The sequence below is a fragment of the Kitasatospora sp. NPDC002040 genome (assembly GCF_040296785.1).
GTDB lineage: Bacteria > Actinomycetota > Actinomycetes > Streptomycetales > Streptomycetaceae > Kitasatospora.
Genome location: NZ_JBEOXV010000001.1, coordinates 120,922 through 147,460, shown reverse-complemented (window position 1 = coordinate 147,460; position 26,539 = coordinate 120,922). Strand labels below are relative to the sequence as shown.

At 72.8% G+C, this 26,539-nt stretch carries 22 protein-coding genes; 6 read left to right on the top strand and 16 right to left on the bottom strand.

Features of this window, described 5'->3' with window-relative positions; all coding sequences use genetic code 11:
* The coding region (locus ABT118_RS00670; protein WP_350643963.1) for a S53 family peptidase at window positions 1–2,062 on the bottom strand (2,062 nt) is incomplete at its 3' end.
* Window positions 2,063–2,515: 453 nt separating this feature from the next.
* Between ABT118_RS00670 and ABT118_RS00665 the strand changes: the two genes are divergently transcribed.
* Complete coding sequence (locus ABT118_RS00665; RefSeq protein WP_350643962.1) at window positions 2,516–3,403, top strand: LLM class flavin-dependent oxidoreductase; 888 nt, start codon at window positions 2,516–2,518, stop codon at window positions 3,401–3,403.
* A 67-nt stretch (window positions 3,404–3,470) separates the two neighbouring features.
* Here ABT118_RS00665 and ABT118_RS00660 read toward each other — a convergent pair whose 3' ends face one another.
* Window positions 3,471–3,974 carry a MarR family winged helix-turn-helix transcriptional regulator gene (locus ABT118_RS00660; protein WP_350643961.1) on the bottom strand — a complete coding sequence of 168 codons (504 nt, stop codon included), beginning with the start codon at window positions 3,972–3,974 and terminating at the stop codon, window positions 3,471–3,473.
* A 69-nt stretch (window positions 3,975–4,043) separates the two neighbouring features.
* Between ABT118_RS00660 and ABT118_RS00655 the strand changes: the two genes are divergently transcribed.
* Together ABT118_RS00655 and ABT118_RS00650 are read left to right on the top strand one after the other, a co-directional pair.
* Complete coding sequence (locus ABT118_RS00655) at window positions 4,044–4,739, top strand: hypothetical protein (protein WP_350643960.1); 696 nt, start codon at window positions 4,044–4,046, stop codon at window positions 4,737–4,739.
* Window position 4,740: 1 nt separating this feature from the next.
* Entirely contained in the window at window positions 4,741–5,586 is an 846-nt protein-coding gene (locus ABT118_RS00650; RefSeq protein WP_350643959.1) for an SGNH/GDSL hydrolase family protein, read from the top strand.
* Between the two features lie 2 nt (window positions 5,587–5,588).
* Here the strand turns inward: ABT118_RS00650 and ABT118_RS00645 are convergent, their stop codons facing one another.
* A complete protein-coding gene (locus ABT118_RS00645) occupies window positions 5,589–6,149 on the bottom strand; it encodes a carboxymuconolactone decarboxylase family protein (protein ID WP_350643958.1) in 561 nt (186 codons plus the stop codon).
* Between the two features lie 204 nt (window positions 6,150–6,353).
* Here ABT118_RS00645 and ABT118_RS00640 point away from each other — a divergent pair, with 204 nt between their 5' ends.
* Together ABT118_RS00640 and ABT118_RS00635 are read left to right on the top strand one after the other, a co-directional pair.
* Window positions 6,354–6,932 (top strand): hypothetical protein, encoded by a 579-nt coding sequence (locus ABT118_RS00640; protein ID WP_350643957.1) that lies wholly within the window; start codon window positions 6,354–6,356, stop codon window positions 6,930–6,932.
* Between the two features lie 56 nt (window positions 6,933–6,988).
* Window positions 6,989–7,828 (top strand): HAD family hydrolase, encoded by an 840-nt coding sequence (locus ABT118_RS00635; RefSeq protein WP_350643955.1) that lies wholly within the window; start codon window positions 6,989–6,991, stop codon window positions 7,826–7,828.
* 2 nt (window positions 7,829–7,830) lie between these two features.
* Here ABT118_RS00635 and ABT118_RS00630 read toward each other — a convergent pair whose 3' ends face one another.
* The 13 genes from ABT118_RS00630 to hisC all read right to left on the bottom strand — a co-directional run bounded on the left by ABT118_RS00630 (window position 7,831) and on the right by hisC (window position 25,009).
* Entirely contained in the window at window positions 7,831–9,627 is a 1,797-nt protein-coding gene (locus ABT118_RS00630; RefSeq protein ID WP_350643954.1) for a GAF domain-containing sensor histidine kinase, read from the bottom strand.
* A gap of 9 nt (window positions 9,628–9,636) precedes the next feature.
* Window positions 9,637–13,113: a thiol reductant ABC exporter subunit CydD gene (cydD, locus tag ABT118_RS00625; protein WP_350643953.1), complete on the bottom strand. Its 3,477-nt coding sequence runs from the start codon at window positions 13,111–13,113 to the stop codon at window positions 9,637–9,639.
* A 2-nt stretch (window positions 13,114–13,115) separates the two neighbouring features.
* A complete protein-coding gene (gene cydB, locus ABT118_RS00620; protein ID WP_350643952.1) occupies window positions 13,116–14,117 on the bottom strand; it encodes a cytochrome d ubiquinol oxidase subunit II in 1,002 nt (333 codons plus the stop codon).
* A gap of 9 nt (window positions 14,118–14,126) precedes the next feature.
* Complete coding sequence (locus ABT118_RS00615; RefSeq protein ID WP_350643951.1) at window positions 14,127–15,662, bottom strand: cytochrome ubiquinol oxidase subunit I; 1,536 nt, start codon at window positions 15,660–15,662, stop codon at window positions 14,127–14,129.
* 169 nt (window positions 15,663–15,831) lie between these two features.
* Window positions 15,832–17,259 carry a sensor histidine kinase gene (locus tag ABT118_RS00610; protein WP_350643950.1) on the bottom strand — a complete coding sequence of 476 codons (1,428 nt, stop codon included), beginning with the start codon at window positions 17,257–17,259 and terminating at the stop codon, window positions 15,832–15,834.
* A complete protein-coding gene (locus ABT118_RS00605; RefSeq protein WP_350643949.1) occupies window positions 17,259–17,993 on the bottom strand; it encodes a response regulator transcription factor in 735 nt (244 codons plus the stop codon). Before ABT118_RS00605 ends, ABT118_RS00610 begins: the two co-directional genes overlap by 1 nt.
* Window positions 17,994–18,123: 130 nt before the next feature.
* Window positions 18,124–18,714, bottom strand: coding sequence for a DUF5666 domain-containing protein (locus ABT118_RS00600; protein WP_350643948.1), 591 nt, complete (start codon window positions 18,712–18,714; stop codon window positions 18,124–18,126).
* 12 nt (window positions 18,715–18,726) lie between these two features.
* On the bottom strand, window positions 18,727–19,926 hold the full coding sequence (locus tag ABT118_RS00595; protein ID WP_350643947.1) for an ABC transporter permease: 1,200 nt from the start codon (window positions 19,924–19,926) through the stop codon (window positions 18,727–18,729).
* Complete coding sequence (locus tag ABT118_RS00590) at window positions 19,923–20,669, bottom strand: ABC transporter ATP-binding protein (protein WP_350643946.1); 747 nt, start codon at window positions 20,667–20,669, stop codon at window positions 19,923–19,925. Before ABT118_RS00590 ends, ABT118_RS00595 begins: the two co-directional genes overlap by 4 nt.
* Window positions 20,669–21,958, bottom strand: coding sequence for an efflux RND transporter periplasmic adaptor subunit (locus tag ABT118_RS00585; protein WP_350643945.1), 1,290 nt, complete (start codon window positions 21,956–21,958; stop codon window positions 20,669–20,671). Before ABT118_RS00585 ends, ABT118_RS00590 begins: the two co-directional genes overlap by 1 nt.
* Before the next feature lie 174 nt (window positions 21,959–22,132).
* Window positions 22,133–22,909: an SCO4651 family lipoprotein gene (locus ABT118_RS00580; RefSeq protein WP_350643944.1), complete on the bottom strand. Its 777-nt coding sequence runs from the start codon at window positions 22,907–22,909 to the stop codon at window positions 22,133–22,135.
* The gene (locus ABT118_RS00575) at window positions 22,909–23,751 is read right to left on the bottom strand and encodes an SCO4651 family lipoprotein (protein ID WP_350643943.1); all 843 of its coding nucleotides are present in this window, start codon (window positions 23,749–23,751) and stop codon (window positions 22,909–22,911) included. Before ABT118_RS00575 ends, ABT118_RS00580 begins: the two co-directional genes overlap by 1 nt.
* Window positions 23,752–23,929: 178 nt before the next feature.
* Window positions 23,930–25,009: a histidinol-phosphate transaminase gene (gene hisC / locus ABT118_RS00570; protein ID WP_350643942.1), complete on the bottom strand. Its 1,080-nt coding sequence runs from the start codon at window positions 25,007–25,009 to the stop codon at window positions 23,930–23,932.
* 330 nt (window positions 25,010–25,339) lie between these two features.
* Between hisC and ABT118_RS00565 the strand changes: the two genes are divergently transcribed.
* Window positions 25,340–26,497, top strand: coding sequence for a LacI family DNA-binding transcriptional regulator (locus tag ABT118_RS00565; protein WP_350643941.1), 1,158 nt, complete (start codon window positions 25,340–25,342; stop codon window positions 26,495–26,497).
* The last annotated feature ends 42 nt before the right edge of the window (window positions 26,498–26,539 follow it).

The following is a 26,539-nucleotide window of genomic DNA, read 5'->3' as shown; positions in this document are numbered from 1 at the left end:
GGCTGTAGCTGAAGCTCAGCGCCGTGATGCCGGACAGACCCGGAATCACACCGTCGTGCCAGCCGGAGGCGTCGGTGTAGATCTCGTGCAGCTCGCCGTTGACGATCGCCTCGATCACCCGCGCCCCGGAGGAGTTGTAGGCGAAGCTCAGCGCGGTGACACCGGTGATGCCCGGGACGATGCCGTCGTGCCAGCCGGTCGCGTCGGAGTAGACCTCGTGCAGCTGGCCGTTCTCGACGATCTCGATGGTGCGGTTGCTGCCGGCGGGCGCCGGGCAGACCAGGCCCATGACCTTGGCGGCGTTCGGGGTGCCCAGGCCGGTGGCCAGGTCGTAGCCGCGCGCGGCGGCGTACAGGCCGCCCTGGATGCCTATGTCGTTGTGGCCGGAGGTGATGTCGCGCAGCGGGCTGACGCCGTTGCGGGCGGCGTCGTAGAGCGGCTGGGAGATGAAGCCCACCCGGCCGGAGCAGCTGCCCGGGCCGTTCTGGTGCGCCACGACGGCGGCCCAGAGCGGGGCGGCACCACTCGTACCGCCGATGATCATCCAGTAGCCGGCGCCGGTGGCGACCATGTAGCCGGTCGCCGGGTCGGCGTTGCCCGCCACGTCCGGGACCTGGCGGCAGACCCGGCCGGGCGTGGCCCCGCAGTTGGTGCCCGTGTACCCGGGACCGGCGAAACCGGCCTGGTAGGAGCTGGTGTTGAAGGACCAGCGGGAGATGCCGCCGCCGGTCGCGCCACCGTCGTGGTTCCACACGGTCTCGGACGCGACGCCGCCGGTGCTGCGCAGGGTCGTGCCGCCGACACCGGTGACGAACGGCTGGCTGGCCGGGTCGGAGGTGCTCAGCAGGTCGGTGATGCTGCTCGGCGCGCCGCGGCTCTTCAGGTAGTTGCACCCGCTGGAGCCGTCGTCACCCGAGGCCGCGACCACGGTCTGACCCTGCATCGCGGCCTGGAGGAAGATGTCGTGCTCGGCCTGCAGGTCGCTGGTCGCCACCACCTGGTCGCAGACGCCCCAGCTGGTGGTGACCACCTGGGCGATGTTGTCCGTGACGATCCGACGGTAGGTGTTCTGGACGTCGGCCGGGGTGGCGTGCTGGGCGTCCGGGCCCTGGTAGACCAGCACGTTCGCGCGAGGCGCGAGACCGATGACCGTGTCGATGTCGAGCGCCGTCTCGACGCCGACATTGGTGTTGTCCGCCGGCTCCTGCGGGCCGGTGTTGACCCGGACCCGCTGCACCGAGGCGCTGGTGCCGTAGCAGGCCTGGAAGCTGGCCAGCGCCGCGTCCGAGTAGTCCTCCAGCGCGAAGACGGCGACCGTGGTGCCGGCGCCGCCGTCGGCCATGCTGCTCAGCCCGTAGGCCTTCGCCAGCTGGGCCGGGCTGAAGTAGTCACGGGCGTCGGCCTTGCCCGGGAACTGCGAGGCGACGCCCGCGCACAGGGTGGGGAAGTTCGAGGGCGCCGCCGCGGCGTGCGGCACGGCGCCGGTGAGCGGGGCGGCCTGGCCGGTGGCCCCGACCACGTGGTTGCTGCGGGCCTCGGCCAGCGTGTTCAGCCCGACGATGCCGGTGATCGCACCAGCCACGTCGGCACGCACGGCGGGGGCGGAGGAGTTGAGGAAACCGGACCGGCCCTCGGAGGTCTTGTAGCCGACCAGGTCCAGGTCGAAGGCGCGCTCGGCCTGGGCGACGGTGGTGGAGACCGGGATGGTCAGCCCGTCGGCAGCGAGGTCACCGGGCTTCAGGCCCTGGGCGGTGAGGGCCTGCTTGACCTTGGCGACGGTGGCCGGGGCCGCGCCGAAGCGCAGCGCGAACTCACCGGTCTTCAGGTAACTCCGGTACTGCGGCGACGACTTGTCGCTCACCGCCTCGGCGAACGCCTTGGCGCCGGCCTCGTCGCGGAGCTTCAGGTGCACGCTCAGCTGCACCGGGGTGTCACCCGCCGGAGCGGCGGTCTTGGCCACGTCACCGGGCGCGGTCGGCACGGTGCCGACCCGCTGCGTCGTCGGTTCGTCGGCCCGGGCGGTCGGCAGACCGGCGTAGGCCACCACTGCCGCGGTGACCACGGCAAGGACGGCTGCACGGGACAGTGGTCGTGTGGTGGCCGTCAGCGGCCGGGCATTCGGCGTCGGATGAGACACCCGCGCTCCCCCAAAAATGTGATATCTCGATCGGCCTCTCGAACGAGAGTCCGATCGGTAGTTCTATCAGCACCCGGGGACACCTCCGCAACGGGATTACCCCCCATCGCCACACGCCCAGGTGAGACGCCCCGCTCCGGTCGCCCCCCCTGCCACGACACCCGCCCCGACCGGGCAACGGGAGCACCCCGCACCACCACCGAGCGGCTCCGGCCGGGACACCCGTGACGCCGGTCGGTCCTCGTTCACCCGTCTCGTCCTGGACGCGAGAACGCAGGCGAACAGGGGAGCCGGGTCAGATCTCCTCGACCGCGATGCGGCGCGGATCGCGTCCAAGATCTCCGCGTCGGCGAACAAGGCTCCCGTAGGGTCGGCGGTATGCGACTGAGCACGGTGATCCTCCCCATCCACCGGTGGAGCGAGGGGCAGAAGATCTGGCGGCGGGCCGAGGATCTCGGTTTCCACGCGGCCTACACCTACGACCACCTCTCCTGGCGGAGCTTCCGGGAGGAGCCCTGGTTCGGGGCGGTCCCGACGCTGACCGCCGCTGCGACGGCGACCGAGCGGATCAGGCTGGGGACGCTGGTGACCTCGCCGAACTTCCGTCATCCGGTCACGCTGGCCAAGGAGTTGGTGTCGCTGGACGACGTCTCGGGCGGGCGGGTGGTGGTCGGGATCGGGGCCGGCGGGGCCGGGTTCGACGCCACCGCGATGGGGCAGGAGGCCTGGTCGCCGAAGGAGCGGGCGGACCGCTTCGGCGAGTTCGTGCCGCTGCTCGACAAGCTGCTCCGGCAGGACGCCACCACCGAGAGCGGTCCGTACTACTCGGCGGTCGAGGCGCGGAACATCCCCGGCTGCGTTCAGCGGCCCCGGGTGCCGTTCTACGTCGCGGCGACCGGGCCGCGCGGGATGCGGCTGGCGGCCGAGCACGGGCAGGGCTGGGTGACGTACGGCGACCCGCGCGGCCCGGCCGACGTGCCGGTCGAGCAGGCGCCGGACGTGATCGCGGCGCAGCTGGCCAAGCTGGCCACCGCCTGCGAGGCGCAGGGACGGGACGTGGCCGAGCTGGAGAAGGTGCTGCTGCAGGGCTCGACGGCCGAGAAGCCGCTCGCCTCGCTGGACGCCTTCGTCGACTACGCGGGCCGCTACCGCGAGCTGGGCATCACCGAGCTGGTGATCCACTGGCCGGTGCCGGACTCGATCTTCGCCAACGACCTCGCGGTGTTCAAGCGGATCGCCACCGAGGGCCTGGCCCAACTGGGTTGAGCCACGCGCTCCCCGCAGCAGTAACCCCACCGAGGGCCCGGTCCACCGACCAGGCCCTCGGTCGTTGCTATGCCTTCCGGGGCAGGCTGCGGTAGCCCGGGTGCACGCCCGGGGTCAACTCCTGCTGTGCCGCCACGAGTTCGAGCAGGCCGGTGAGCTGCTTGCGCTGCTCCGGGTCCAGGGCCGCGAGCAGGTGGTCCTCGTGGGCGGCGGCCGAGCGGGAGACCGCGCCGAGGGTGCGGCCGCCCTCGGCGGAGAGGTGCAGCTCGTGGTGGCGGCGGTCCTCGGCGCTGCGGCGGCGCTCGACCAGCCCCTTGGCCTCCAGCGCGTCGATCAGGGCGACCACCCGGCTCGGGACCACGCCCAGGTCGGTGGCCAGCGCGCGCTGACTGCGGCCGGGCTGCCCGGCGATCATCCGCAGCAGGCCGACGTCGGCCGGGGTCAGCCCCAGCTGCCCGATCCGTTCGGCGAACAGCCCGGCGGCGTGCGCGCCGATCTGGGCGAGCAGGAAGGCCCCGCCGCGCGGGCCCGGGGCGCCGGGGCCTTGGTCTGGTTGCCGAGTGCTGCTCACGGAGCTATCGTACGCGACGAGGAATGATTCTCTACAGTGAACTATTCATCCGAGAGAACGGACCCTGCCGTGCAGTCGAACGACACCCCCACCCACCGGGAGGCCCAGGGCGGCCCGCCGCCGGGCATCCTCGCCGTGGTCTTCACCGCGCTCTTCCTCGCCGGACTGATCGTCAGCACCCTGCTGGCGGACGGTCACCCGTTCCCCTCGCCGTTCGGCGACCAGGACGCGATCGTGGCGTACTTCCGCGAACACACCGACGCGATCCGGATCTCGGGCCTGCTCCAGTTCGGCTCCTCGGTCCCGCTGGCCGTCTACGCCGCGACCGTCTCGGCCCGGCTGCACAAGCTCGGGGTCCGGGCGCCCGGCGCGACCATCGCGCTGGCCGGCGGTGTGCTCGCCTCCGCCGCCCTGGCCTGCTCCGGGCTGGTCACCTGGGTGCTCTCGCACCCGGCGGTGCTGGAGCTGCCCGCCCTGGTCCGGGCCCTGCAGTTGCTGGCCTTCGGCTTCGGCGGCCCCGGCCACGTGGTGCCGCTCGGCCTGCTGATCGCCGGGCTCGCCGTCCCGGGGCTGCTGGCCGGGCTGCTGCCGCGGTGGCTGTCGATCGCGGGCCTGGCCGTCGCCGCCGTGGCCGAACTGTCCACCCTGGTGCTGCTCACCGAGGGTGCCGCCCTGCTGCTCCCGCTGGCCCGCTTCACCGGGCTGGCCTGGCTGATCGCGGCCGGGTTCCTGCTGCCCCGCCGCCGGGTCCGGACGGAGCGCTGACATGACCACCCACCAGACCCACCAGACCGACCCGGCCAACCGGTCCGACCAGCCCGCCCAGCCCGAGCAGATCGAACGCCTGGTCCGCTCCCAGCGCCCGGAGCAGACCCTGCGCTTCCTCGGCGAGCCGGACCGGGCCGCGCTGGCCGCGCTGTTCGGCCTCGACCCGGCCCGGTACGGCGCCCTGCTGGACCGCTTCGACGGCCAGGCCCGGGCGGCCGCGCACGAGTTGACGGCCGAGCCCGGCTTCGCGGCCAGGGCGGCCCGGCTGCCGTTCGCGCCGGGGCAGCACGTGGTCGCCATCGGCGAGAGCACCACCGCCGACCGGCTCTCCTGGTTCGAGGTCCTGCGGCACCTGCTGCCCGACGGCGTCCGGCTGACCAACCTGGCCGTCCCGGGCAGCACCACCACCCAGGCGCTGGCCCAACTCCCGTTCGTGCTGGGCTTCCAGCGGCCCGACTGGGTGCTGTGCATGCTCGGCGCCAACGACGCCCAGCGGATCGACGGGACGCCACTGGTCAGCCCCGCCGAGACGCAGCGCAACCTGGCGGCCCTGCACGACCTCACCGCCGGCCGGACGGCGGCCCGGTGGGTCTGGCTCACCCCGACCGGGGTGGACCCGCAGCGGGTGGCGGACTACCCCCACTTCCGGCGGGCCGGCCTGACCTGGTCCGAGCAGGACCTCGACGCCGTCGCCGACTTCCTGCTCACCCGCCCGGAGCCCGTCGTCGACACCCGCCCGGCCGGCCGCGGCCGGTACCAGGAGGACGGCCTGCACCTCACCCCGGCCGGCCAGCAGTCCGTGGCCCGCGCCCTGGTCGACGCGCTGGCCGGGCCGACCCGCTGAACTCAGCCGCCGGGGACGGGAACCGGCGCCGAGTCCGGCTGGGCCGGCAGCACGGCTGCACCCGGTGCCGGGACCGGGACGGTGGAGGTGATGCGGGAGGCGAGGGCGACCCGGTTGTAGGCGTTGGCGACCGTGGCGGTCCAGCCGATGCAGGCGGCCTCGGCCGGGGTGAGCGAGGAGGCCGGGCCGGACGGGCCGGCGGCAGCAGCGGAAGCCGTCAGAGTGACCGTCTCGGCGAGGGCCAGCGCGGCCCGCTCGCGCGGCGTGAAGAGGTCGCCGGACTCCCGCCAGCCGGCGAGGGCGCGCAGCCTGGCCTCCGACTCGCCGAGCGCGCGGGCGTCGGCGGTGTACTGCTCCACGCAGTAGGAGCTGGCGTTCAGTTGGGAGCAGCGGAGCCGGACCAGGGTGAGCAGCCCGGCCTCCGGGCCGGCCTCCCGGGATGCCTGGAGCACCTCGGTGTGCAGGGTGTTGAGGGCGGCGTAGGCGCGCGGGACGAGGCCGATCAGGTCCGGCCGGGGCTGGAGCGGGGAAAGGGGCTGGGAGAGGGGCTGGGGCTGGTTCATTGGTGGAGCTTAGGGAGCGGCCCGCCGCCCGCGGCAGGTCCACTGCGGGCGGCGGGCGAGGATCACCCGGAGCGGTGAGCCGGACGGCACCGGGTTGACCTGCGGGGGCGGCGCCGGACCGGGGCCAGGGCGAACCGCGTCGGGGCGGACGGATAGCCTGTCGGGTCGTCAGCGAGGTACATCGATCATGGGGGAACCAGCGATATGTCAGCTCGTAGGCTGTTCACGGGTGTTGTGGTCGTCTCGGCCGTCGTCATCGGTCTGACCGGGTGCCAGAAGCACACCCGCGGCGGCAGCAGCACCAACCACGTCCAGGCCCCGGCCGCCAGCAGCACGCCGCCCCAGGCCCCGGTCGAGCAGAGCCCCACCGCCCCGGCCACGAAGCCGACCGCGTCCAGGTCGACCACCGACCCGGACGAGAACGGCCCGTGCAAGACCCCGGCGCCGACGGCCGGGCGGAAGTACGTCCAGGCGGTGAAGGCGCCCAAGCAGGACACCGTGTACGTGAAGGACGCGAAGTTCGTCTGCGACCCCAACGACGGCCACTACGAGGGCGCCGGCGCCGAGAAGACGTACGGCTTCGCGGTCAAGGTGAAGGCCCAGCTCAGCAGTGGCCCCGGCACGCTGAAGACGGTGCCGCTCGGCGAGCTGTTCCAGCATGTCGGCGACTGCCTGCTCCAGCAGGAGGTGCCGCAGCCGTACAGCTGCTCCGGCGGGATCTACGACATCGCGCTGGACGGCTCCGGCAAGATCAGCGACATCAAGGAGATCTGGCACTCCTGAGCCGAGGTGCCGTCCCGGTCGGCGGCGGATCGGCCGGGGTGAGCGAAGATGGAGCGGTGACTGCCACCGCCTCCCGACCGCTCCCCCGCCTGATCGCCACCGATCTGGACGGCACGCTGCTCTGCCCCGGCGGCAGCGTCTCGCCCCGGACGGCCGCCGCGCTGGCCGCCGCCGAGCAGGCAGGCGTCCAGGTGGTCTTCGTGACCGGTCGGCCGCCCCGCTGGATGGAGCAGGTCAGCGCGCACATCGGCGGGCACGGCGTGGCCATCTGCTCGAACGGCGGCGCGGTGCTGGACGTCCGGCGCGGAGAACTGCTGCGGACCTACCCGCTGGCGGCGGCGGACGCGCTGACCGTGGTCGAGCTGCTCCGGGCCGAGCTGCCCGGTTCGGCGTTCGCCTTCGAGTTCCCCGGCGGCTTCGCCCGGGAGGCCGGGTACGAGCTGCGGATGTGGGGGTCGGACGAGCCGCACGCGGTGGCCCCGGCCGAGCTGCTGCTGACCGACGGCCGGGTCGACGGGATGTTCAAACTCCTGGTGAAGCACCCCGAGTTGGATCCCGACACCTTCCTCGGCAAGGCCCGCGAGGTGGCCGGACAGTACGCCGAGATCACCCGCTCCTCACCGGTGGCGCTGCTGGAGATCAGCGCCCTGGGGGTCACCAAGGCGTCCACGCTGGCCGAGCTGTGCCACAGCCAGGGCATCGACCGGAGCGAGGTGGTGGCCTTCGGCGACATGCCCAACGACCTGGAGATGCTGGCCTGGGCGGGCTCCGCGTACGCCGTCGCCAACGCCCACCCGGACGTGCTCGCCGCCGTGGCCCAGCACACCGTCAGCAACGCGCAGGACGGGGTGGCGGCGGTGCTGGAGCAGCTGCTCGGGTCGGCCGCGGAGGGCTGAGCTCAGAGCCGGGCCGACCAGCGGATCCGGGTGCCCTTCCCGTCCGGCCCGGGCTCGTGCCAGGCGTCGCCACCGAGGGTCTCGGCCCGGCGGGTGAGGTTGAGCAGACCGCTGCGGCGGCCGCCGTCGGGGATGCCGACGCCGTCGTCGGTGACGGTGAGCAGGACGCCGGGCCAGCCGGGCCGGTCGTAGGCGTCCGGGTCTCCGGAGACCGGGTGGCCCTCGGCGTCCAGGTGGACGGTGGCGTCGATCTCCACCCCGACCCGGGAGGCCCGGGCGTGCCGGGCCGCGTTCGAGAGCGTCTCCCGCAGTGCGGCCAGGAGCTGACGCCCCGTCTTCTCGCCGACCAGGCTCTCCACCGGCCCGGTGAAGGTCATCGAGGGCTTGAAGCCGAGGGCCGCGGCCGCCTGGCTGCCCTCCCGGAGCACCCGGGTGCGCAGGGTGTCGGGCTCGTCGCCGTGGTCGTCGTGCTGGAGCGCGTAGATGGTGGTGCGGACCTCCTGGATGGTCGCGTCCAGCTCGTCCACGGCCTTGCCGATCCCGGTCCTGACCTCGGGGACCACGGCCCGGCGGGCCGCGCCTTCGAGCATCATCCCGGTGGCGAACAGCCGTTGGATCACCAGGTCGTGCAGGTCGCGGGCGATCCGGTCGCGGTCCTGGAAGACGGCGAGCCGCTGCTGGTCCCGCTGGCCCTCGGCCAGCCGCAGCGCCAGCGCGGACTGTGAGGCGAAGGCCTCGGCCAGCTGCTTCTCCGATTCGGTGAACGGTGGTGCGCCCTGGCTGCGCCAGACGCAGAGACCGCCGAGCACCCGGCCGGCCGCGATCATCGGGACGGCCATCGAGGCGCCGAACCTGCGGGCCAGCCGGATCACCACGTCGGGGTCGCCGGCCATGTCGTCGATGTAGACGCTCTCGCCCTCCAGCAGCCTGGCCGCGAAGCTGGTGGTGGGCAGCAGCTCGCCCCGGACGAACTCGGCCTTGTCGCCCGAGGCGTGGGCCACCCGCATCTGGCCGTCGCCGGTGGGCAGCAGGATCATCCCCAGGGCGGCGTCGGCGAGTTCGCGGACCTGTTCGGCGGCCACGGTGAGGGCCACCTGGGCCCGGTCGGTGGAGAGCAGCGCGGTGGTGACGGCGGAGGCGCCGGCGATCCAGCGCTCGCGCCGGCGGCCCTCCTCGTACAGGCGGGAGTTCTCGATCGCGACCCCGGCGGCGGCGGCCAGCGCGTGCACCACCTGGGCGTCCTCGGGCGTGAACGCGCCGGTGCTGCTCTTCTTCTCGGTCAGGTAGAGGTTGCCGAACACCTCGCCGCGGACCCGGATCGGCTCCCCGATGAAGGACTTCATCGGCGGGTGGTGGGCCGGGAAGCCGGTGGAGCGGGGGTCGGCCGAGAGGTCGGTCAGCCGGAGCGACTCCGGATGGTCGATCAGGACGCCCAGGATGCCCCGCCCGGTCGGGAGTTCACCGATCCGGGCGGCGGTCTCGTCGTCGATGCCGATGTGGATGAAGTCGGAGAGGCCGTCCCCGTGCGGCGAGATCACACCGAGGGCGGCGTACCTGGCGTCGACCAGCTCGGCGGCGGCGGTGGCGATCCGCTGGAGGGTGGCGTGCAGGTCGAGGCCGGCCCCGACCGAGACCACGGCTTCGAGCAGGCGCTGCATCCGGTCGGTGACGGCAGCGGCGGACTGGAGGCGTTCGGAGACCTCGGTGACCAGGGTGTCCAGGCCGAGGGAGGAGATCTCGGGCACCCGGTGCGGGGCCGGGTCGGTGGGGCCGGTGTTCCGGTCGGGCTGGGTCTCCATGGGAAGAGCCTAGTTTGTGGTGGTTTGGAGTGGTGGTTGCCGACGTTCGATGGTGTGGCGGGCCGCCGGAACGGCGGGGACCGCACCGAGGTCGGCCAGCTGCTCGCGGCGCCAGCCGGCGGCGAACGCGCTGTCCGGGTCGGCGGTCAGCTCGGCCCAGCTGCCGCGTTCGACGACCCGGCCGCAGTCCAGCACCAGGATCTCGTCGACGGCGTCCAGACCCGCCAGCCGGTGGGTGATCAGCAGCGTGGTGCGGCCGGTGGTGGCCGCCAGCAGGTCGGCGGTGAGGGCGTCCGCGGTGGGGAGGTCGAGGTGCTCGGCGGGCTCGTCCAGGATCAGCACCGGGAAGTCGGCGAGCAGGGCCCGGGCCAGCGCCAGGCGCTGGCGCTGGCCGCCGGAGAGCCGGGCGCCGTGCTCGCCCACCATGGTGTCCAGGCCCTCGGGCAGGGTCCGTACCCAGCCGAGCAGTCGGGCCGAGGCGAGGGCCGCGCAGAGCGCGTCGTCGGTGGCGCCGGGGGCGGCCAGCCGGAGGTTCTCCCGGAGCGAGCTGTCGAAGATGTGGGCGTCCTGGGCGCACAGGCCGACCGAGCGGCGGACCTGGTCGGACGAAATCGTCCGGGTGTCCACAGGCTGTGGACAGTTCAGCACGACGCTCCCGGCGGTGGGTTCGAGGAAGCGCAGCAGGGTGTGGGCGAGGGTGGTCTTGCCGGAGCCGGAGGGGCCGACGACGGCGATCCGGCGGCCGGGGGTGAGGTCGAGGTCGATGCCGTGGATCGCGTCGGCGGCACTGCCCGGCCAGCGGGCGGAGAGCCCCCGGGCGGTCAGATGGGCGGTCCGGGCCGCCTCGGCGGGGGAGGTCGGCTCGGTCACGGCGGGCTCGGCGGTCAGCAGCTCGTCCAGCCGGGCGGCGGAGGCCCTGCTCCGGGCCCGGGCCTGGACCGCGCCGGGCATTCCGGTGACCGCCTCGAAGGCGGCCAGCGGCGTCAGGATCACCAGGGCGAGGCAGACGCCGGGCAGCGCACCGGTGCTGACGGCGTGTACGCCGACGGCCGCGGCGGCGGCGACGGTCAGCCCCGTGAGGGCGGCGGTCAGCCCGGTGGAGGCGGCCAGCGAGGCGGCGGAGCGGGCGGCCAGGCCGGTCAGGCGGCGGTCGGCGGCGGTGGCGGCCCGGAGCCGGGCGGGGAGCGCGCCGGCCACGGTGAGTTCGGCGGTGCCGGTCAGGGCGTCCACCACGGCGGTGGCCAACTCGCCCCGGGCCGGTGCCTGCTGACGCTCCGTCCGGGCGGAGAGGCGCCCGGCCAGGGCGGGCACGACGGCCCCGGCCAGCAGCAGGCCGAGGGCGAGAACGGCCCCGGCGGCGGGGAGGAAGGCGGCGAGGGCGAGGGAGGAGAGCAGCGAGACCGCGACGGCGACCGCGGCCGGGAGCCTCCAGCGCAGGTAGTGGTCCTGGATCGCGTCGACGTCGGAGACCAGCCGGGACAGCAGGTCGCCCCGGCGGAAGGCCGGCAGGCCGGTGGGGGCGAGCTGCTCCAGCCGCCGGTAGACGGAGGTGCGGATCGCCCCGAGCGCCCGCAGTACGGCGTCGTGCGAGACCAGGCGCTCGGCGTAGCGGAACACGCTGCGGCCGATGCCGAAGGCCCGGACGGAGGTCACGGCCATCATCAGGTAGAGCACCGGCGGCATCTCGGAGGCGTACGAGATGAGCCAGCCCGAGGTGGCCATCAGGGCGACGGCGCAGGTGAGGGCCAGGGTGCCGAGCACGGTCGCGAGGGTGAGCCGGGGGATGGTGGCCGCGGGCGCAGGGACGGTGTCGGGCGAAGCGGCGGCGGGGGTACCGGGCCGGACGGCCTGCTGCGACGGCTCCACCGGCTCGGTCACCATGGCCGTGGGTGGCGGTGCGAGGTGGTGATGGTGGGTGGCGGTGGCGAGCAGGGCGGGGCGGTGGGCGACGAAGAGGACGGTGCGGCCCCGGAGGGCCTGGACGGCCCGGACGATCGCCTCCTCACTGGCGCTGTCCAGGTTGGCGGTGGGCTCGTCCAGCAGTAGCAGCGGACGATCCGTCAGGAGGGCGCGGGCCAGGGCCAGGCGCTGGCGCTGGCCGGCCGAGAGGCCGGCCCCGTTCTCGCCCAGCTCGGTGTCCGGGTCGGCGAAGTCGGTGGCGTGGGCCGCCGCCAGGGCGGCCCGCAGCTCCGCGTCGGTGGCGTCGGGGCGGGCCAGCCGGATGTTGTCGGCGACCGTCCCGGCGAACAGGTGCGGATGCTGCGGGACCCAGGCGATCTGGCGGTGCCAGTCGGCCGGGTCGAGCTCGGCCAGGTCGTGGCCGCCGATCCGGACGGTGCCGGAGGTGGGGGCGGTGAAGCCGAGCAGGGCGCTGAGCAGGGTGGTCTTGCCGGAGCCGCTCGGCCCGGTCAGGGCGACCACCGAGCCGGGGGTGACGGTCAGGCTGGTGGCGGGCAGGCGGCCCTCGACGGCCAGGTCGGTGAGAGTGATGGTCGCGCTGCGGAGGTCGGGGGCCGGGGTGGTGCCGGCGGCGGGGAGCGGGGTCTCCAGCACCTCGAAGATCTCGTTCGCGGCCGAGAGGCCCTCGACGCTGGAGTGGTACAGCGCGCCGACCTGGCGGATCGGGAAGTAGACCTCGGGGGCCAGCACCAGGACGAGCAGGCCGGTCTCCAGGCCGAGGGTGCCGTCGACCAGGCGGAAGCCGATCGAGACGGCGACCAGGGCGACCGAGAGGGTGGCCAGCAGCTCCAGCGCGAACGAGCTGATGAAGGCGATCCGGAGCGTGCGCAGGGTCGCCCTGCGGTAGTCGTCGGTGATCCGGCGGACCGTCTCGGCCTGGTGCTTGGCCCGGTTGAAGACCTTGAGCGTGGGCAGGCCAGCGACCACGTCGAGGAAGTGATGGCTGAGCCGGGCCAGGGTGCTCCACTGCCGGTCCATCCGGCTCTGGGTGGCCAGGCCGATCAGAACCATGAAGAGCGGGATCAGCGGCAGCGTCCCGGCGATGATCGCGGCCGAGGCGAGGTCGGCGCCGAGGATCCGGAGCAGGACGATCGCGGGGACCACCACGGCGAGCGCGAGCTGCGGCAGGTAGCGGGCGAAGTAGTCGTCGAGCGCGTCGATCCCCCGGGTGGCGAGGGTGGTGAGCTCGCCGGTACGGCGGGTGGAGAGGTAGCCGGGGCCGAGCGCGGTGGCGTGGTCGAGCAGCCGGCGGCGGAGGGTGGACTTCACCCGGGCCACCGACCGATGGGCCGTCAGCTCGGTGAGCCAGGCGACCAGGGCGCGGCCGAGCGCGGTGCAGCCGAGCAGCAGCAGCGGGGTGGTGAGGGCGTAGTCGTGCTGCTGGAAGGCGCGGACCACGATCTCGGCGATCAGGGTGGCCTGGAGCACGGTGAGGACCGCGCCGACCCCGCCGAGGAGTACCGATCCGGCGAGGAAGGCGCGGGTGGTCCTGGCCTGGCTGAGCAGGCGGGGGTCGACGGGCCTCATGGTCAGTGCGCGGCCGGGATGTGCTGGGTGCCGATCCGCTTGCGGAACACCCAGTACGTCCAGCCCTGGTAGAGCAGCACCAGCGGAGTGAAGACCGCCGCCACGATCGTCATCAGCTTGAGCGTGTAGGCCGAGGAGGCGGCGTTGCTGACGGTCAGCGACCACTCCGGGTTCAGGGTGGACGGCATCACGTCGGGGAACAGGGCCAGGAAGAGCATCGCGACCGCGGCCGTGACGGTGACCCCGGAGAGGATGAACGCCCAGCCCTCGCGCCCGAGCTGGTTCGCCCCGAGGGAGCCGAGCAGGGCCACCACGGCGATCACCAGCGCGGTGAGGCTCCAGCCGTTGCCGCTGTCGGCCTGGGTCCAGACCAGGAAGACCAGCGCCAGCACGGCGGTGAGCAGCCCGAGCTGGAGCGCCATGGCGCGGGCCCGGGTGCGGATCTCGCCCACCGTCTTCAGCGCGGCGAAGAGCGCGCCGTGGAAGGTGAAGAGGGCGAGGGTGACCAGGCCGCCGAGGATGGCGTACGGGTTGAGCAGGTCCCAGAAGGTGCCGACGTAGTTCTTCTTCGCGTCGATGTCGACGCCCTGGACGATGTTGGCGAAGGCCACGCCCCACAGGAAGGCGGGCAGCAGCGAGGTCCAGAAGATGGCGTGCTCCCAGTTCCGCTGCCAGCGCTGATCGGTGCGCTTGGCCCGGTACTCGAAGGCGACGCCGCGGACGATCAGGCAGACCAGGATGATCAGGAGCGGCAGGTAGAAGCCGGAGAACAGGGTGGCGTACCAGTCCGGGAAGGCGGCGAAGGTGGCGCCGCCGGCGGTCAGCAGCCAGACCTCGTTGCCGTCCCAGACCGGGCCGATGGTGTTGATCAGGACCCGGCGTTCGGCGGTGTTGCGGGCGAGCAGCTTGGTGAGGACGCCGATGCCGAAGTCGAAGCCTTCGAGGAAGAAGTAGCCGATCCAGAGGACGGCGATCAGGATGAACCAGACGTCGTGGAGTTGCATCGGGAGTCCTCAGTAGGCGAAGGCGAGAGGCTTGTCGGCGTCGTCGGGCCCGGGGCGCAGCGTCGGGTCCTCGGTCGGGGGTTCCTCGGTGGTGACCGGGCCCGCCTTGGCGTACTTGACCAGGAGTCTGACCTCGATCACCGCCAGGACCGCGTAGAGCAGGGTGAAGGTGGAGAGGGCGATCACCTGGGTGGTGACGCTGACGTTGGGCGAGACGGCGGCGGAGGTCTTCATCAGGCCGAAGACGGCCCAGGGCTGACGGCCCATCTCGGTGAAGATCCAGCCGAAGCTGTTGGCGATCAGCGGGAAGCCCATGGTGAGGATGCCGATCCGCCAGCTCCACCTGGTCAGGAAGCCGTTCATCTCGGTGTTCCTGGTGAGCATCAGCCGGGGGACCTCGTCGTCACCGGTGCGGTACTCGGGGGCCAGCCAGAATTTCCGGCGGGTGGTCCAGAGCCCGATCAGCGCGGCCACGAAGGACGTCATCCCGAAGCCGATCATGAGGCGGAAGCCCCAGTAGGTGACGAAGATGTTCGGGATGTAGTCCTTCGGGTCGCCGCCGTACCGCGCCGCCTCGGCGGCGGCCGTCTCGTTGATGCCGGGGACGGCGGAGGTGAAGTCGCTGTTGGCGAGGAAGGACAGTATCGCCGGGATCTCCAGCGCGACGGAGTTGTGGCCCTCGTTGACGTTGCCCACCGCGAAGATCGAGAACGGGGCCGGGGCCTCGGTGTCCCAGAGCGCCTCGGCCGAGGCCATCTTCATCGGCTGCTGACGGAACATCACCTTGGCCAGGCTGTCGCCGCTGAGCGCGGTGCCGAGGCCCGCAATCACCGCGACCACCAGGGCGAGCCGGAGCGAGGTGCGCATGGCGGCGGTCCGCTTCGGGTCCGGCCGGTCGGAGCGCTTGTCCTTCCAGAGGTGGAAGCTGCTGATGCCGACCATGAAGGCCGCGCCGGTCAGGAAGGCGGCGGTGATGGTGTGCAGCACCACCACCACGGTGGTGTCCTGGAACAGCACCCGGGCGATGTCGGTGAGCTGGGCCTTCCCGGTGACCGGGTCGACGGTGTAGCCGACCGGGTGCTGCATCCAGGAGTTGGCCGCCAGGATGAAGTAGCCGGAGAGCAGGGTGCCGATCGCGACCATCCACATGCAGGCGCAGTGGATCTTCTTCGGCAGCTTGTCCCAGCCGAAGATCCACAGGCCGATGAAGGTGGACTCGAAGAAGAAGGCGATCAGCGCCTCCATCGCGAGCGGGGCCCCGAACACGTCGCCGACGAAGCGGGAGTAGTCCGACCAGTTCATCCCGAACTGGAACTCCTGCACGATGCCGGTCACCACGCCCATGGCGATGTTGATCAGGAAGAGCTTGCCCCAGAACTTGGTGGCGTGGAAGTACTTCTCCTTGCCCGTCCGCACCCAGGCCGTCTCCAGCCCGGCCACCAGGGCCGCCAGACTGATCGTCAGCGGCACGAAGAGGAAGTGGTAGACGGTGGTGATGCCGAACTGCCATCGCGCGATGGTCTCGTGAGCGACTGCTAGCTCCACTTCGCCCTCTCTCCGGCTGGTGACTTCTACTCACATAACGGACAAAGATCACTTTTAGCAGACGAGCGCCGGAATGCGGCCAAAGCTTGTCCGCTTGTGAACGTGAACACGTTCACAAGGAGAGTATCCACGATGCTTAGATCCGTTCGAACAGCGGGGTGGGGTCGGTTCAGGCCGGGGGCAGCTGGAGCTGGAACACGGTGCCCACGCCGATGCTGGAGTCCACCGTCAGCGTCCCGTGGTGGGCGCTGGTCAGGGCGCAGGCGATGGCCAGGCCGAGGCCCGCCCCGCCGCCGTCGCGCCGGCTCCGGGACGGGTCGACCCGATAGAAGCGCTCGAACACCTGAGCGGACTGATCGGGGGTCAGACCGGGCCCCGAGTCGGCCACTTCGAGCAGGCAGTGGCCACCGGACCGGCCCACGCCGATCCGGACCGGGGTGCCCGGCGGGGTGTGCTTGGCGGCGTTGCCGACCAGGTTGGTGACCACCTGGCGGAGCCTGGCCTCGTCGCCGAGCACCGGGGCCGGCTGGGGGGCGCCGGTACCGGCCGGGCCGGTGAGCGAGACCGGACGGCCCGGGTCGAGCGCGGTCAGGTCGTGCAGGGCGTCGGCGGCCAGGGTGCGCAGGTCCATCGGCGCCAGGTCGAGCGGGCGCTCCTCGTCCAGCCGGGCCAGCGTCAGCAGGTCCTCGACCAGGGTGCCGAGCCGGATCGCCTCCGACTCGATCCGGTCCATCGCACGGTCGACGTCCTCCAGCGCACCCATCCGGTGCAGCTCGGCGAAGCCCCGGATGCCGGCCAGCGGGGTGCGCAGCTCGTGCGAGGCGTCCGCGACGAACCGGCGCATCCTGGCCTCCGAGCGGGCCCGGGCGGCGAAGGCCGTCTCCAGCTGGCTCAGCATGCTGTTCAGCGCGGCGGTCAGCCGGCCTACCTCGGTGGTGGCCGGCGGCTGGGAGATCCGGTGCGAGAGGCCGCCGGTGGCGATCAGCTCGGCGTCCTGCTCGATCCGGGACAGCGGACGCAGGCCGGCCCGGACGGCGAACGCGCCGAGGGCGGTGATCAGCAGCAGGACCACGGCGCCGATGGCGAGGAAGGAGGTCTGCAACCGGGAGACGGTGGAGTCGACGTCGTCGAGGGAGATCGCGGCCAGCGCGTACTGCGGGGTGGCCGGGCTGCTCTTGGTGACCGGGAGGATCAGCACCCGCCAGCGGTGGCCCTGCTGCTCGCCCGGGGCGTCGAAGGGCTTGCCGATCGGGCCCAGGCCGGTCAGCCGGGGGCCCGGGTCGGCGCCGCTCATCGGCTCCCTGAGCACCTGCTCGACGCTGCCGCTCGCCCCCAGGTACTGCACCAGGAACTGGCTCGGCAGCGCCGGGGCGATCCGGCGGTTGGCCGCCGCCTGGTTGAACTGGCGGGCCTCGGCGGCCCGTTCCGGGTCGCGGTGCGAGAGCGGCTCGGCGAACCCCTTCAGCTGCTCGTCCGCGCGGTCCACCAGGTTGCCCCGGACGGTGCCGAGCACCATCACGTCACTGACCGCGAGGCCGGTGGTGACCAGCAGCAGGGTGAGCAGCAGCAACCGGGTGCGGAGCGAGAGCCGGGACATCACTGCGGCGGTCGGCGGAGCGCGTAGCCGATGCCCCGGACGGTGTGGATCAGCTTCGGCCCGTGCACCGGGCCCGAGTCGAGCTTGCGGCGGAGGTAGGAGATGTACGACTCGACGATGGAGAGGTCGCCGCCGAAGTCGTAGGCCCAGACGTGGTCCAGGATCTGCGCCTTGGAGACCACCCGGCCCACGTTGGCCATCAGGTAGTGCAGCAGCTTGAACTCGGTCGGCGAGAGGCTGACCGGCTGGTCGGCCCTGGTCACCTCGTGCGCGGTCGGATCGAGGGTCAGGTCACCGACCGTCAGCCGGCCGTCCTCGGTGGGGCCGCCCGCCCGGCGCAGGATCGCCCTGATCCGGGCGATCAGCTCCTCCAGGCTGAACGGCTTGGTGACGTAGTCGTCCGCACCGGCCGCCAGCCCGTGCACCTTGTCGGTGGTGCCGTCCTTGGCGGTGAGCATGAGCACCGGCACGTGGTCGGCGGGCTGCGGCCACTGGGCCTGCTCGCGGAGCCGCTCGACCACGGTGAAGCCGTCCAGGTCCGGGAGCATCACGTCGAGCACGACCAGGTCGGGCCGCTCGGCCGCGATCGAGCTGAGCGCCTCCTCGCCGGTGGCCGCCGAAGCCACCCGGAAACCGGAGAACCGGAGGGAGGCGGAGAGCAGTTCGCGGATGTTCGGCTCGTCGTCCACCACCAGCAGGTACGCCTCGCCGGTGGTGGTGCTGGTCGGGCTCATGGTCGCTGTCCGTTGCACTGCTGATCCGCCTCCCGGTCGGGCGAGGTCCTCACCACGTCCTCGTCTGTCCTCCATGGACGATAGCCCGGGGAGCCTACGTTCGGTTGATGAGGACCTGATGAGACCGCGGTCAACCGGTCGGGGACGCCGCGCCGCCGGGTCGGGCGCCGCCGAACCCGCCGAACCCGCCCGCCGCGCCCTCGGTCAGCTGGGTCGCCGCGTAGCCGCCGGAGGCGTCCGGGGTGCCGACCACGGTGACGGACTGGCCGGGCTGGAGGTCCGCGGCCTTCCCCTCCTTGGCCAGCTGGACCTTGGTGGCGTCGGTGGTGGTGACCTTGACGGTCTTCCCGCTGGCATCGGTCAGGTAGACCGTCGAGCCGTCCACCGCCTTGACCGTGCCCCGGGTGAAGCCGGCCTGCGGGTTGCCCCCGGCACCGGCCCCGCCGGTGCCGCCGGCGCCGCCCGTGCCGTTCTGGCCGCGGCGGTTGCCGCCGCCGTAACCGTTCTGGCCCTGCTGCTGGTTGGGCGCCGACGCGCGCTGGGTGCCCGGCTCCGCGTTGCTCTTCTGGTACTGCACGCCGCCCGCGAAGGCGAGGGTGGCGAGTACGGCACCGGAGAGCACCAGGGTCGGCCAGGGCAGCCGGCGGCGGGGTGCGGCGGCCAGCTCGGCGGTCACGTCGCGGGCGTCCGGCGGGGTGGCGAGCGGGTCCTCGGAGGTCATGGTGGCTCCTGTCTATTCGTGCCGGAGGGCGTCGATGGGGCGCAGCGCGGCGGCCCGGTTGGCGGGGTAGCTGCCGAAGAACAGGCCGATGGCGACCGCGATCGCGAAGGCCCCGACCACGGATTCGGGGATCACCACCGGGGTGATGCCCACGATGGTGAAGCGGGCCCCGAGCAGGCCGGCCGCCACTCCGAGCCCCGCGCCGATCACCGACAGCAGGGTCGACTCGGTGAGGAACTGGCCCAGGATGGCGACCCGGGGTGCGCCGAGCGCCTTCCGGATGCCGATCTCCCTGGTCCGCTCGGTGACGGTGACCAGCATGATGTTGGTGATCCCGATCCCGCCGACCAGCAGGGAGATCGCGGCCACCGCGCCGAGCAGCACGGTGAAGGTCTTGGTGGTGCTCTCCCGGGCGGTCAGCAGCGAGGTCTGGTTGCTGATCCGGAAGTCGGCCTTGGCCGGGTCCGCGATGGCGTGCGCGCCGAGCAGCACCCGGCTGATCTCGGCCTGGGCCTCGGTGGTGGCGTCGGCGCTGCTCGCCTGCACCAGGATCTGGTTCACCGAGCCGAAGCCGGTGAAGGCGTTCTGCACCGTGGGCAGCGGCGCGATCACCACGTCGTCCGGGTCGTTGAAGCCGCTGCTGCCCTTGGTCTGCAGCACACCGGTGACGGTGAACGGGGTGCCGCCGACGACGATCCGCTTGCCGACCGGGTCCTCGGTGGCGAACAGCTGGGTCGCGGTGGTGGAGCCGATCACCGCCACCTTGCGGGAGTTGAGCACGTCGTCGTTGGAGAAGTAGTCGCCCTTGGCGACCTTCTGGTTGGCGGTCTCGAAGTACGCGGGGTAGGTGCCGACGATCGAGCCGGGGGCGTGCGAGATGTCCCCGTACAGGGCCGTGCCGGAGGTGGTGACCACCGGGGCGACGGACTTGATCGCCGGGGCCTGGGCCTCGGCCAGCGCCTTGGCGTCCTTGACCGTGAGCGGCTTGGCGGCGGTGGCCGAGCCGCGCAGGTTGCTGGAGCTGACGGTGAGTGAGTTGGTGCCCAGCGCGGTGATGGAGTTCTTCACCGCGACGGAGGAGCCGTTGCCGACCGCGAGCAGCAGGATCACGGCGGCGACGCCGATCAGCACCCCGAGCATGGTGAGGGCGGATCTGACCTTGTTGGCCGCCAGCCCGCCGAAGGCGAACCGGAGCATCTGCCAGACGATCACACCGCCACCCCCTGCGGCGCGTCCTGCCGGACGTCCGAGGCGATCGCCCCGTCCACCAGCCGGATCACGCGCTTGGCCCGCTGGGCCACCTCGTCCTCGTGGGTGATCAGCACGACCGTACGGCCGGTGCGGTTGAGCCCTTCGATGATGGTCAACACCTCGTCGGTGGATCGGCTGTCCAGGTTGCCGGTCGGCTCGTCCGCCAGCAGCATCGCCGGTGCGGTCACCAACGCCCGTGCCACCGCGACGCGTTGCTGCTGGCCGCCGGAGAGCTCGTTCGGCTTGTGGCCGGCCCGCTCGGCCAGCCCGACCCGGTCGAGCGCGGCCAGTGCGCGGCGGCGGCGTTCGGCCGCCCGGACCCCGGCGTAGGCGAGCGGGAGCTCCACCTGGGCCAGTGCCGTGGTGCGCGGCACCAGGTTGAACGACTGGAAGATGAAGCCGATCTTGCGGTTGCGGACCAGCGAGAGCTGGTGCTCGTCCAGGTGCCCGACGTCGATGCCGTCGAGCAGGTAGCGGCCGGAGCTCGGCACGTCCAGGCAGCCGAGGATGTTCATCAGCGTCGACTTGCCGGACCCGGAACTGCCCATCACCGCGACGAAGTCGCCCTCGGCGATGTCGAGGCTGACGCCGAGCGGGGTGCCGTCCCGGCCGTCCGGGCCGCGCAACGCGTGCACGGTCGCATCGCCGTACCCGTAGCGCTTGGCGACGCCGCGGAGCTGGATCACCGGCGGCTTGTTCGGCATCAACGCCCGCCGCCCGAGCCGCCGTTGCGGGCACCGCCGCCGGTCTGGCCGCCGACGCCCGCCCCCGCGCCGCCCAGGCCGGGGAAGTTGCCGCCCGGGAAGCCGTTGCTGCCGCTGACCGTGGTGCTGACCAGCTGGACCCGGTCACCCTCCTGCAGCCCCTCCAGCACCTGGACGGTGCTGTCGCCCTCCACGCCCACGGTCACCTCGACCCGCTCGGTGCTGCCGTCCGCCTTGAGCAGGGTCGCGGTGCGGGAGCTGCCGGTGCCGGAGAGGGCGGCGGTCGGGACGGAGAGCGCGTTGTCGGCCTGGCCGGTGATGACCGAGATGGTCGCGCTGAGGCCGGTCCGCAGCTTGCTGGTGTCACCGGTGATCTGCAGGGTCGCGCTGTACTGGACCGCGCTGCTGCTGCCGCCGGAGCTGCTGTTCGGGAGTGAACTCACCGACAGCACGGTGGCGTTGAGCTTGGTGTCGGACTGTGCGTTCAGGGTGACGGTGGCCGAGGCCCCCTTCTTCACCTTGAGCGAGTCCAGCTCGGAGAAGCTCGCGGTCACCCGCATCCCGGTCGGGTTGGTCAGCACCACGAAACCGGTGGGGGCCGAGCTGGTGGTGGTCGTGCTGCTGCTCTTGGCGGTGCTGCCGCCACTGCCGCCGCTGCCGCTCACCGTGTCGCCGACCTTGCCCGCCACCGAGGCCACCGTGCCGTCGGTCGAGGCGGTCAGCGTCGTACCCGCCAGCGCCGTCTGGGCGTTGGTGAGGTTGGTCTGCGCCGTCTCCACCTGCTGCTCGGCCTGCGCCACCTGCGCGTCGTCCACCTCGGTGGTGGTCGTGCTGGTCGACGGGCCCTGCTGGCCGGTCCTGGCGTCCGTCTTGCCCGGCGTGCTGGTGGTGACCTTCTGGCCCGCCTCGGCCTTGGTCAGGTTCGCCTCGGCCGTGGTCAGCGCCCGCTTGGCCGCGTCCACCTGCTGCTGGGCGTCGGTGGTGGCCACCGTGGCCAGCACGTCGCCCTTCTTCACCTGGTCGCCGACCGCGACCTTCACCGCGGTCAACTTCCCGCCGGTGACGAAGTCCTGGCCCGCGTCGGTCGGCGAGGACAGCGCCCCCGATCCGGACACCGTGGCCAGGACCGTGCCCTTCGAGACGGTGGCCGACCGGGTCTGCGGCTTACTGGCCGCAGTACTGGTCCCACTGTCCAGGGTGGTGTAGACGATCGCCGCCCCACCCAGCAGGGCCACCACGAGCGCGGAGTTGACGAGGACGGCAGCACGCCGTCGAGGGAGCGCCTTCATGTCGCACAGCCTGCCGCCGAGCTCTTGCCAATCCCTGTGCCCCACCTGGGAGTTCCCTGACCGCAACGGCCCGGACACACCACCCGATCCCGGTCATCCGACGGCGGCCCGGCCGCTCCGGCCACCCCGGGCGGGCCCCGCTCACAGCGTCCGCACAGGAAGTACGGCCAACCTTCACCCGTTCCTGGCCGTCCTCGGGTTCAGCACGTCGACCGACGCGGGCGGCTGGACCTCGAGCGGGGTGCCGAGCCCGCGGTAGCGGACGGTGTTGACCGGGTCGGCGGTGGTCGGGTTGCCGGTCTCGGTCTTCCGGACCAGCTGGTCCTTCGCGTTCAGCCACAGGTCGACGGTGGCGGTGGTCGGGCCGCCGGCCCGGAACGCCGCGGCCAGCGCGCGGCGGTGCTCGTCGTTCAGCCCGCGCCCGTCACCGAAGTACTCCTCGCCGTCGAGGACGGCGCGGTAGTGGGTGACCGCCTCACCGTCGACGGTCTCCCGGCCGACCTTCACCACCGCTCCCCGGGCCGCCTGCTCCAACGCCCCGGCGGGGTCGACCCGCTGCCCGAACGCCAGCGCGGGCCCGAGCCCGAGCGCGACCGCCCGTCCCTCCCCGGCGAACGGCCCCTCCACCAGCTCCCAGGACCGGCCGCCGGTACGCGACGCCGTCTCGGCCGTCCCACCGACGTAGAACGAGTCGCCGAGCGCCAGCACCCGGGCCTGCTGCTCCCCCGACAGCGTCAGCCGGACGGCCGGCCGCCAGGACGCCTTCCCCGACCAGCCCCCGTCGAGCTCGACCTCCGCACTGCCCACCCCGGCCATCACCTGGACCGCCGCCTTGAGCACGTCCGCGGGCGCCCGCTCGGCGACCGGCCCGGCCGGCGCCCCCGCACAGGCGGCCAACGCACCGGCCAGGCAGGCCGCCAGCAGCGGCAGGGCGAAAGTGTGACGCGTCATCAGGACTCCTCGGTGGCGGGGGTGGTGGCCGGGACGGCGGTCGGCAGCAGGTCCATCAGGCCCGCGACGTCGCCCGGCGGCGGCGCCGACACGTCCGCCCGGACGCCGAGCCCGCGGTAACGGATCTCCGCAGTGGCCGCACCGGCGGCGCCGTTGCCGCTCTCGGTGCGCTTCAGCAGCTCGTCCCGGTCGTTCACCCAGTAGTCGATCACCACCCGGGCCACCCGGGCCCGTTGCAGCTGCTCGGCCAGGGTGCGCCGGTTGTCCTGGCTCAGCGCGGGGTCGCCGAGGTAGAGGCCGCCGGGGGCCTCCACCCGGTAGTGGGTGGCGGCCGCCCCGTCCAGCTGCTCCGCCCCGACCCGGGTGACCGCTTCCTCCTTGGCCGCCAGGGCCAGTCCGGCCGCGGGGTCGAGCTGCTCGCGCAGCATCAGCACCGTCCCCAGCCCGAGCGGGTCGACCCGGCCGGCCCGGAGGTCCTTCAGGCCCTCGACCGGTCCATCCAGGCGCTGCCAGGCCTTCCCCCGGGAGATCTCGGCCACCCCCGGACCGCCCGCGTAGGCGGCGCCGTCGACGACCTTGAGCCGCCTGCCGTCCGACCGGGCCAGCTCCATCGCGGGCTTCGGCGCCCACACCACCGGGCCGGCCCACCGGAGCTCCCCGCCCCGGAGTTCCACCTCGGCGCCGCCCGCCCGCTTCATCACCTCGGCGGCGGCCACCAGCACCTGCTGCGGCGTCCGCTCGGCGGAACGCGCGGGTGCCGGGTCGGCCGCCCCGCCGCAGGCGGTCAGGGCAGCGGCGACGGGCAGGAGCAGGGCGGCGGCCGCGAACCGGGCAGTGCGCACGATGGAGTTCTCTCGGCGAGCAGGAGGTGGGCGGCAACCCCGCCCCGTCCATCCTCGCCGGTGATTCGTGCACGGTGCACCATCCACCCGAATCGTGATCGAACCGGGTGGGAAATGTGAACACCCCACGGGGCGTCAGCTCCGAGGGGCCCCGGCCGGGGCCCCTCGGGCGGGTGGGTCAGAGCGACTTGCGGAAGGCCTCGGCGGTGGCCAGGAAGATGTCGTTGCCGGCCACCTCGCCGATGGTGACGCGGACGCCCTCGCCCGGGAACGGACGGACCACGACCCCGGCCGCGCCGCAGGCGGCCGCGAAGTCGAGGGTGCGCTCGCCGAGCCGCAGCCAGACGAAGTTGGCCTGGGTGTCGGCGAGCTCCCAGCCCTGGGCGGCCAGCCCGGCGGCGACCCGGCCGCGCTCGGCGACCAGCGCCTCGACCCGGACCAGCAGGGCGTCCTCGGCCCGCAGCGAGGCCACCGCGGCGTCCTGGGCGAGCTGGCTGACGCCGAACGGGACGGCGGTCTTGCGCAGCGCGGTGGCGACCGGCTCGTGCGCGACCGCGAAGCCGACCCGCAGACCCGCCAGGCCGTACGCCTTGGAGAAGGTGCGCAGCACGCAGACGTTGGGGCGGTCGCGGTAGAGGTCGATGCCGTTGGGCACCCGCTCGTCCCGGATGAACTCGATGTACGCCTCGTCCACCACGACCAGGACGTCACCGGGGACGGCGTCCAGGAAGCGCTCCAGCTCGGCCCGGTGGATCACCGTGCCGGTGGGGTTGTTCGGGTTGCAGACGAAGATCAGCCGGGTCCGCGGCGTGATCGCGGCGAGCATCGCGTCCAGGTCGTGCTCCTCACCGGCGGTGAGCGGGACCGGGACGGGGGTGGCCCCGGCGACCTGGGTGATGATCGGGTACGCCTCGAACGAGCGCCAGGCGAAGATCACCTCGTCGCCCGGACCGGCGGTGGAGAGCACCAGGGACTGCGCGACGCCCACCGAGCCGGTACCGAGCACGACGTGCTCCAGCGGCACCCCGAAGCGGGCGGCGAGCTCGGCGACCAGCTCGCTCGACGCCAGGTCCGGGTAGCGGTTGAACGAGCCGGCCGCGGCGACGGCCGCGTCCAGCACACCGGGGAGCGGCTCGTACGGGTTCTCGTTGGAGGACAGCTTGTACGAGTCGGCACTGGCCGGCTTGCCCGGCTTGTAGGTCGGGATGCCGTCCAGGGTCGGCCTCAGCCGGGGACCCTGCGCTGCCGTACCGGTCACGGTGCTTCTCCTTATGCGAAATCAGGTGGTGCCCTGCGCGGCCGGGATCGCCGTACGCGCTCGGCCCTTGCTGCGTATCCGTGCCACCCCGGTCGGGTGCCCCGAACGATACCGAGGCCGCTCACCCGTAGGGGTGAGTTGCTCGTTCGGGGTACGGACACCGATCAGCCATTCTGCCGCGTTCCTATGGCACATGTCAGAGGTAAGAAGCCTGGATCGGGGCGGGTATCCAAGGGGTAGACCGGCGATGACTCGCGGAGAAACGGTTCTCCGGCCCTTCGGTCGGCCCCGGTCACAACAGGGCGTCATGAGCCATACGATCGGTCCGCCATGACAGCAGCAGCCAATCAGAGCGGTCGGCGCCCCACCACCTCACGGCGACTGGAACGGGCCGGCATCCGGGATGTGGCAGCAGCCGCCGGAGTGTCGATCACCACGGTCTCGGACGCCCTGAACGGGAAGGGCCGCCTGCCCGACGAGACCAGAAGCCGAGTCCGCGAGGTGGCCGAGCGCCTCGGCTACCGCCCCTCCGCCGCCGCCCGCACCCTGCGCACCGGACGGTCCGGCCTGATCGGACTGACCGTCACCACCTACGGCGAGGAGCCGTTCACCTTCACCGAGTTCGCCTACTTCGCTGAGATGGCGCGGGCCGCGACCAGCGCCGCGCTCAGCCGCGGGTACGCACTGGTCGTGCTCCCCGCCTCCTCCCGGCACGACGTCTGGGGCAACATCGCCCTGGACGGCACCGTGGTGATCGACCCGCCCGACCAGGACCCCCTGGTCAGCGAGCTCTACCGGTCCGGCGTCCCGGTGGTCAGCGACGGCAAACCGGGCAACTGCCCGGTCACCGCCTGGGTCGACAACGACCACGAGGCCGCCGTGCTCGGCATCCTCGACCACCTGAGCGAGGCCGGCGCGCGCCGGATCGGCCTGCTCACCGGCACCTCCACCGACACCTACACCCGGCTCTCCACCGAGGCCTACCTCGGCTGGTGCGAGCGGGTCGGCCAGGAGCCGGTCTACGAGACCTACCCCGCCCACGACCCGGCCGCCGGAGCGGTGGCCGCCGACCGGCTGCTCGCCCGTCCGGACCGACCCGACGCGGTGTACGGCCTGTTCGACCCGAACGGCACCGACCTGCTGGCCGCCGCCCGGCGGTACGGGATGCGGGTGCCGGACGACCTGCTGCTGGTCTGCTGCAGCGAGAGCGACGTGTACGCCGGCACCGAGCCGCCGATCACCACCCTCTCGCTGAAACCCCGTCGGATCGGCACCACCGTGGTCAACCTCCTGATCGACGCCATCGAGGGAGTCGACTCCGGGACCGGAGTGGACGTCGGGCGGCTCTTCCCGCCCCGCTTCCGCACCGCCTCGGCCGGGCCCCCGCCGGGGACCCTGATGCCCACCGAACTGATCGTCCGGGCCTCCTCCCAACGCCGCAGCCCCCGCACCACCGTCAGCCCGCCCCGCCCGCCGGGGGAGGTCTGACACCCGCACGGGGTTGCACCGTCCGGGCCCCCTGCCGCCCGA

Coding starts and splice junctions, on each gene's coding strand:
- ABT118_RS00640 (WP_350643957.1), top strand. CDS start 6,354: ATGTCAGCTCGTAGGCTGTTCACGGGTGTTGTGGTCGTCTCGGCCGTC.
- ABT118_RS00630 (WP_350643954.1), bottom strand. CDS start 9,627: ATGGAGACCCAGCCCGACCGGAACACCGGCCCCACCGACCCGGCCCCG.
- ABT118_RS00600 (WP_350643948.1), bottom strand. CDS start 18,714: ATGACCTCCGAGGACCCGCTCGCCACCCCGCCGGACGCCCGCGACGTG.
- ABT118_RS00580 (WP_350643944.1), bottom strand. CDS start 22,909: ATGACGCGTCACACTTTCGCCCTGCCGCTGCTGGCGGCCTGCCTGGCC.
- ABT118_RS00650 (WP_350643959.1), top strand. CDS start 4,741: ATGACCACCCACCAGACCCACCAGACCGACCCGGCCAACCGGTCCGAC.
- ABT118_RS00585 (WP_350643945.1), bottom strand. CDS start 21,958: ATGAAGGCGCTCCCTCGACGGCGTGCTGCCGTCCTCGTCAACTCCGCG.
- ABT118_RS00565 (WP_350643941.1), top strand. CDS start 25,340: ATGACAGCAGCAGCCAATCAGAGCGGTCGGCGCCCCACCACCTCACGG.
- ABT118_RS00605 (WP_350643949.1), bottom strand. CDS start 17,993: ATGAGCCCGACCAGCACCACCACCGGCGAGGCGTACCTGCTGGTGGTG.
- cydD (WP_350643953.1), bottom strand. CDS start 13,113: ATGAGGCCCGTCGACCCCCGCCTGCTCAGCCAGGCCAGGACCACCCGC.
- ABT118_RS00610 (WP_350643950.1), bottom strand. CDS start 17,259: ATGTCCCGGCTCTCGCTCCGCACCCGGTTGCTGCTGCTCACCCTGCTG.
- ABT118_RS00665 (WP_350643962.1), top strand. CDS start 2,516: ATGCGACTGAGCACGGTGATCCTCCCCATCCACCGGTGGAGCGAGGGG.
- ABT118_RS00645 (WP_350643958.1), bottom strand. CDS start 6,149: ATGAACCAGCCCCAGCCCCTCTCCCAGCCCCTTTCCCCGCTCCAGCCC.
- cydB (WP_350643952.1), bottom strand. CDS start 14,117: ATGCAACTCCACGACGTCTGGTTCATCCTGATCGCCGTCCTCTGGATC.
- ABT118_RS00590 (WP_350643946.1), bottom strand. CDS start 20,669: ATGCCGAACAAGCCGCCGGTGATCCAGCTCCGCGGCGTCGCCAAGCGC.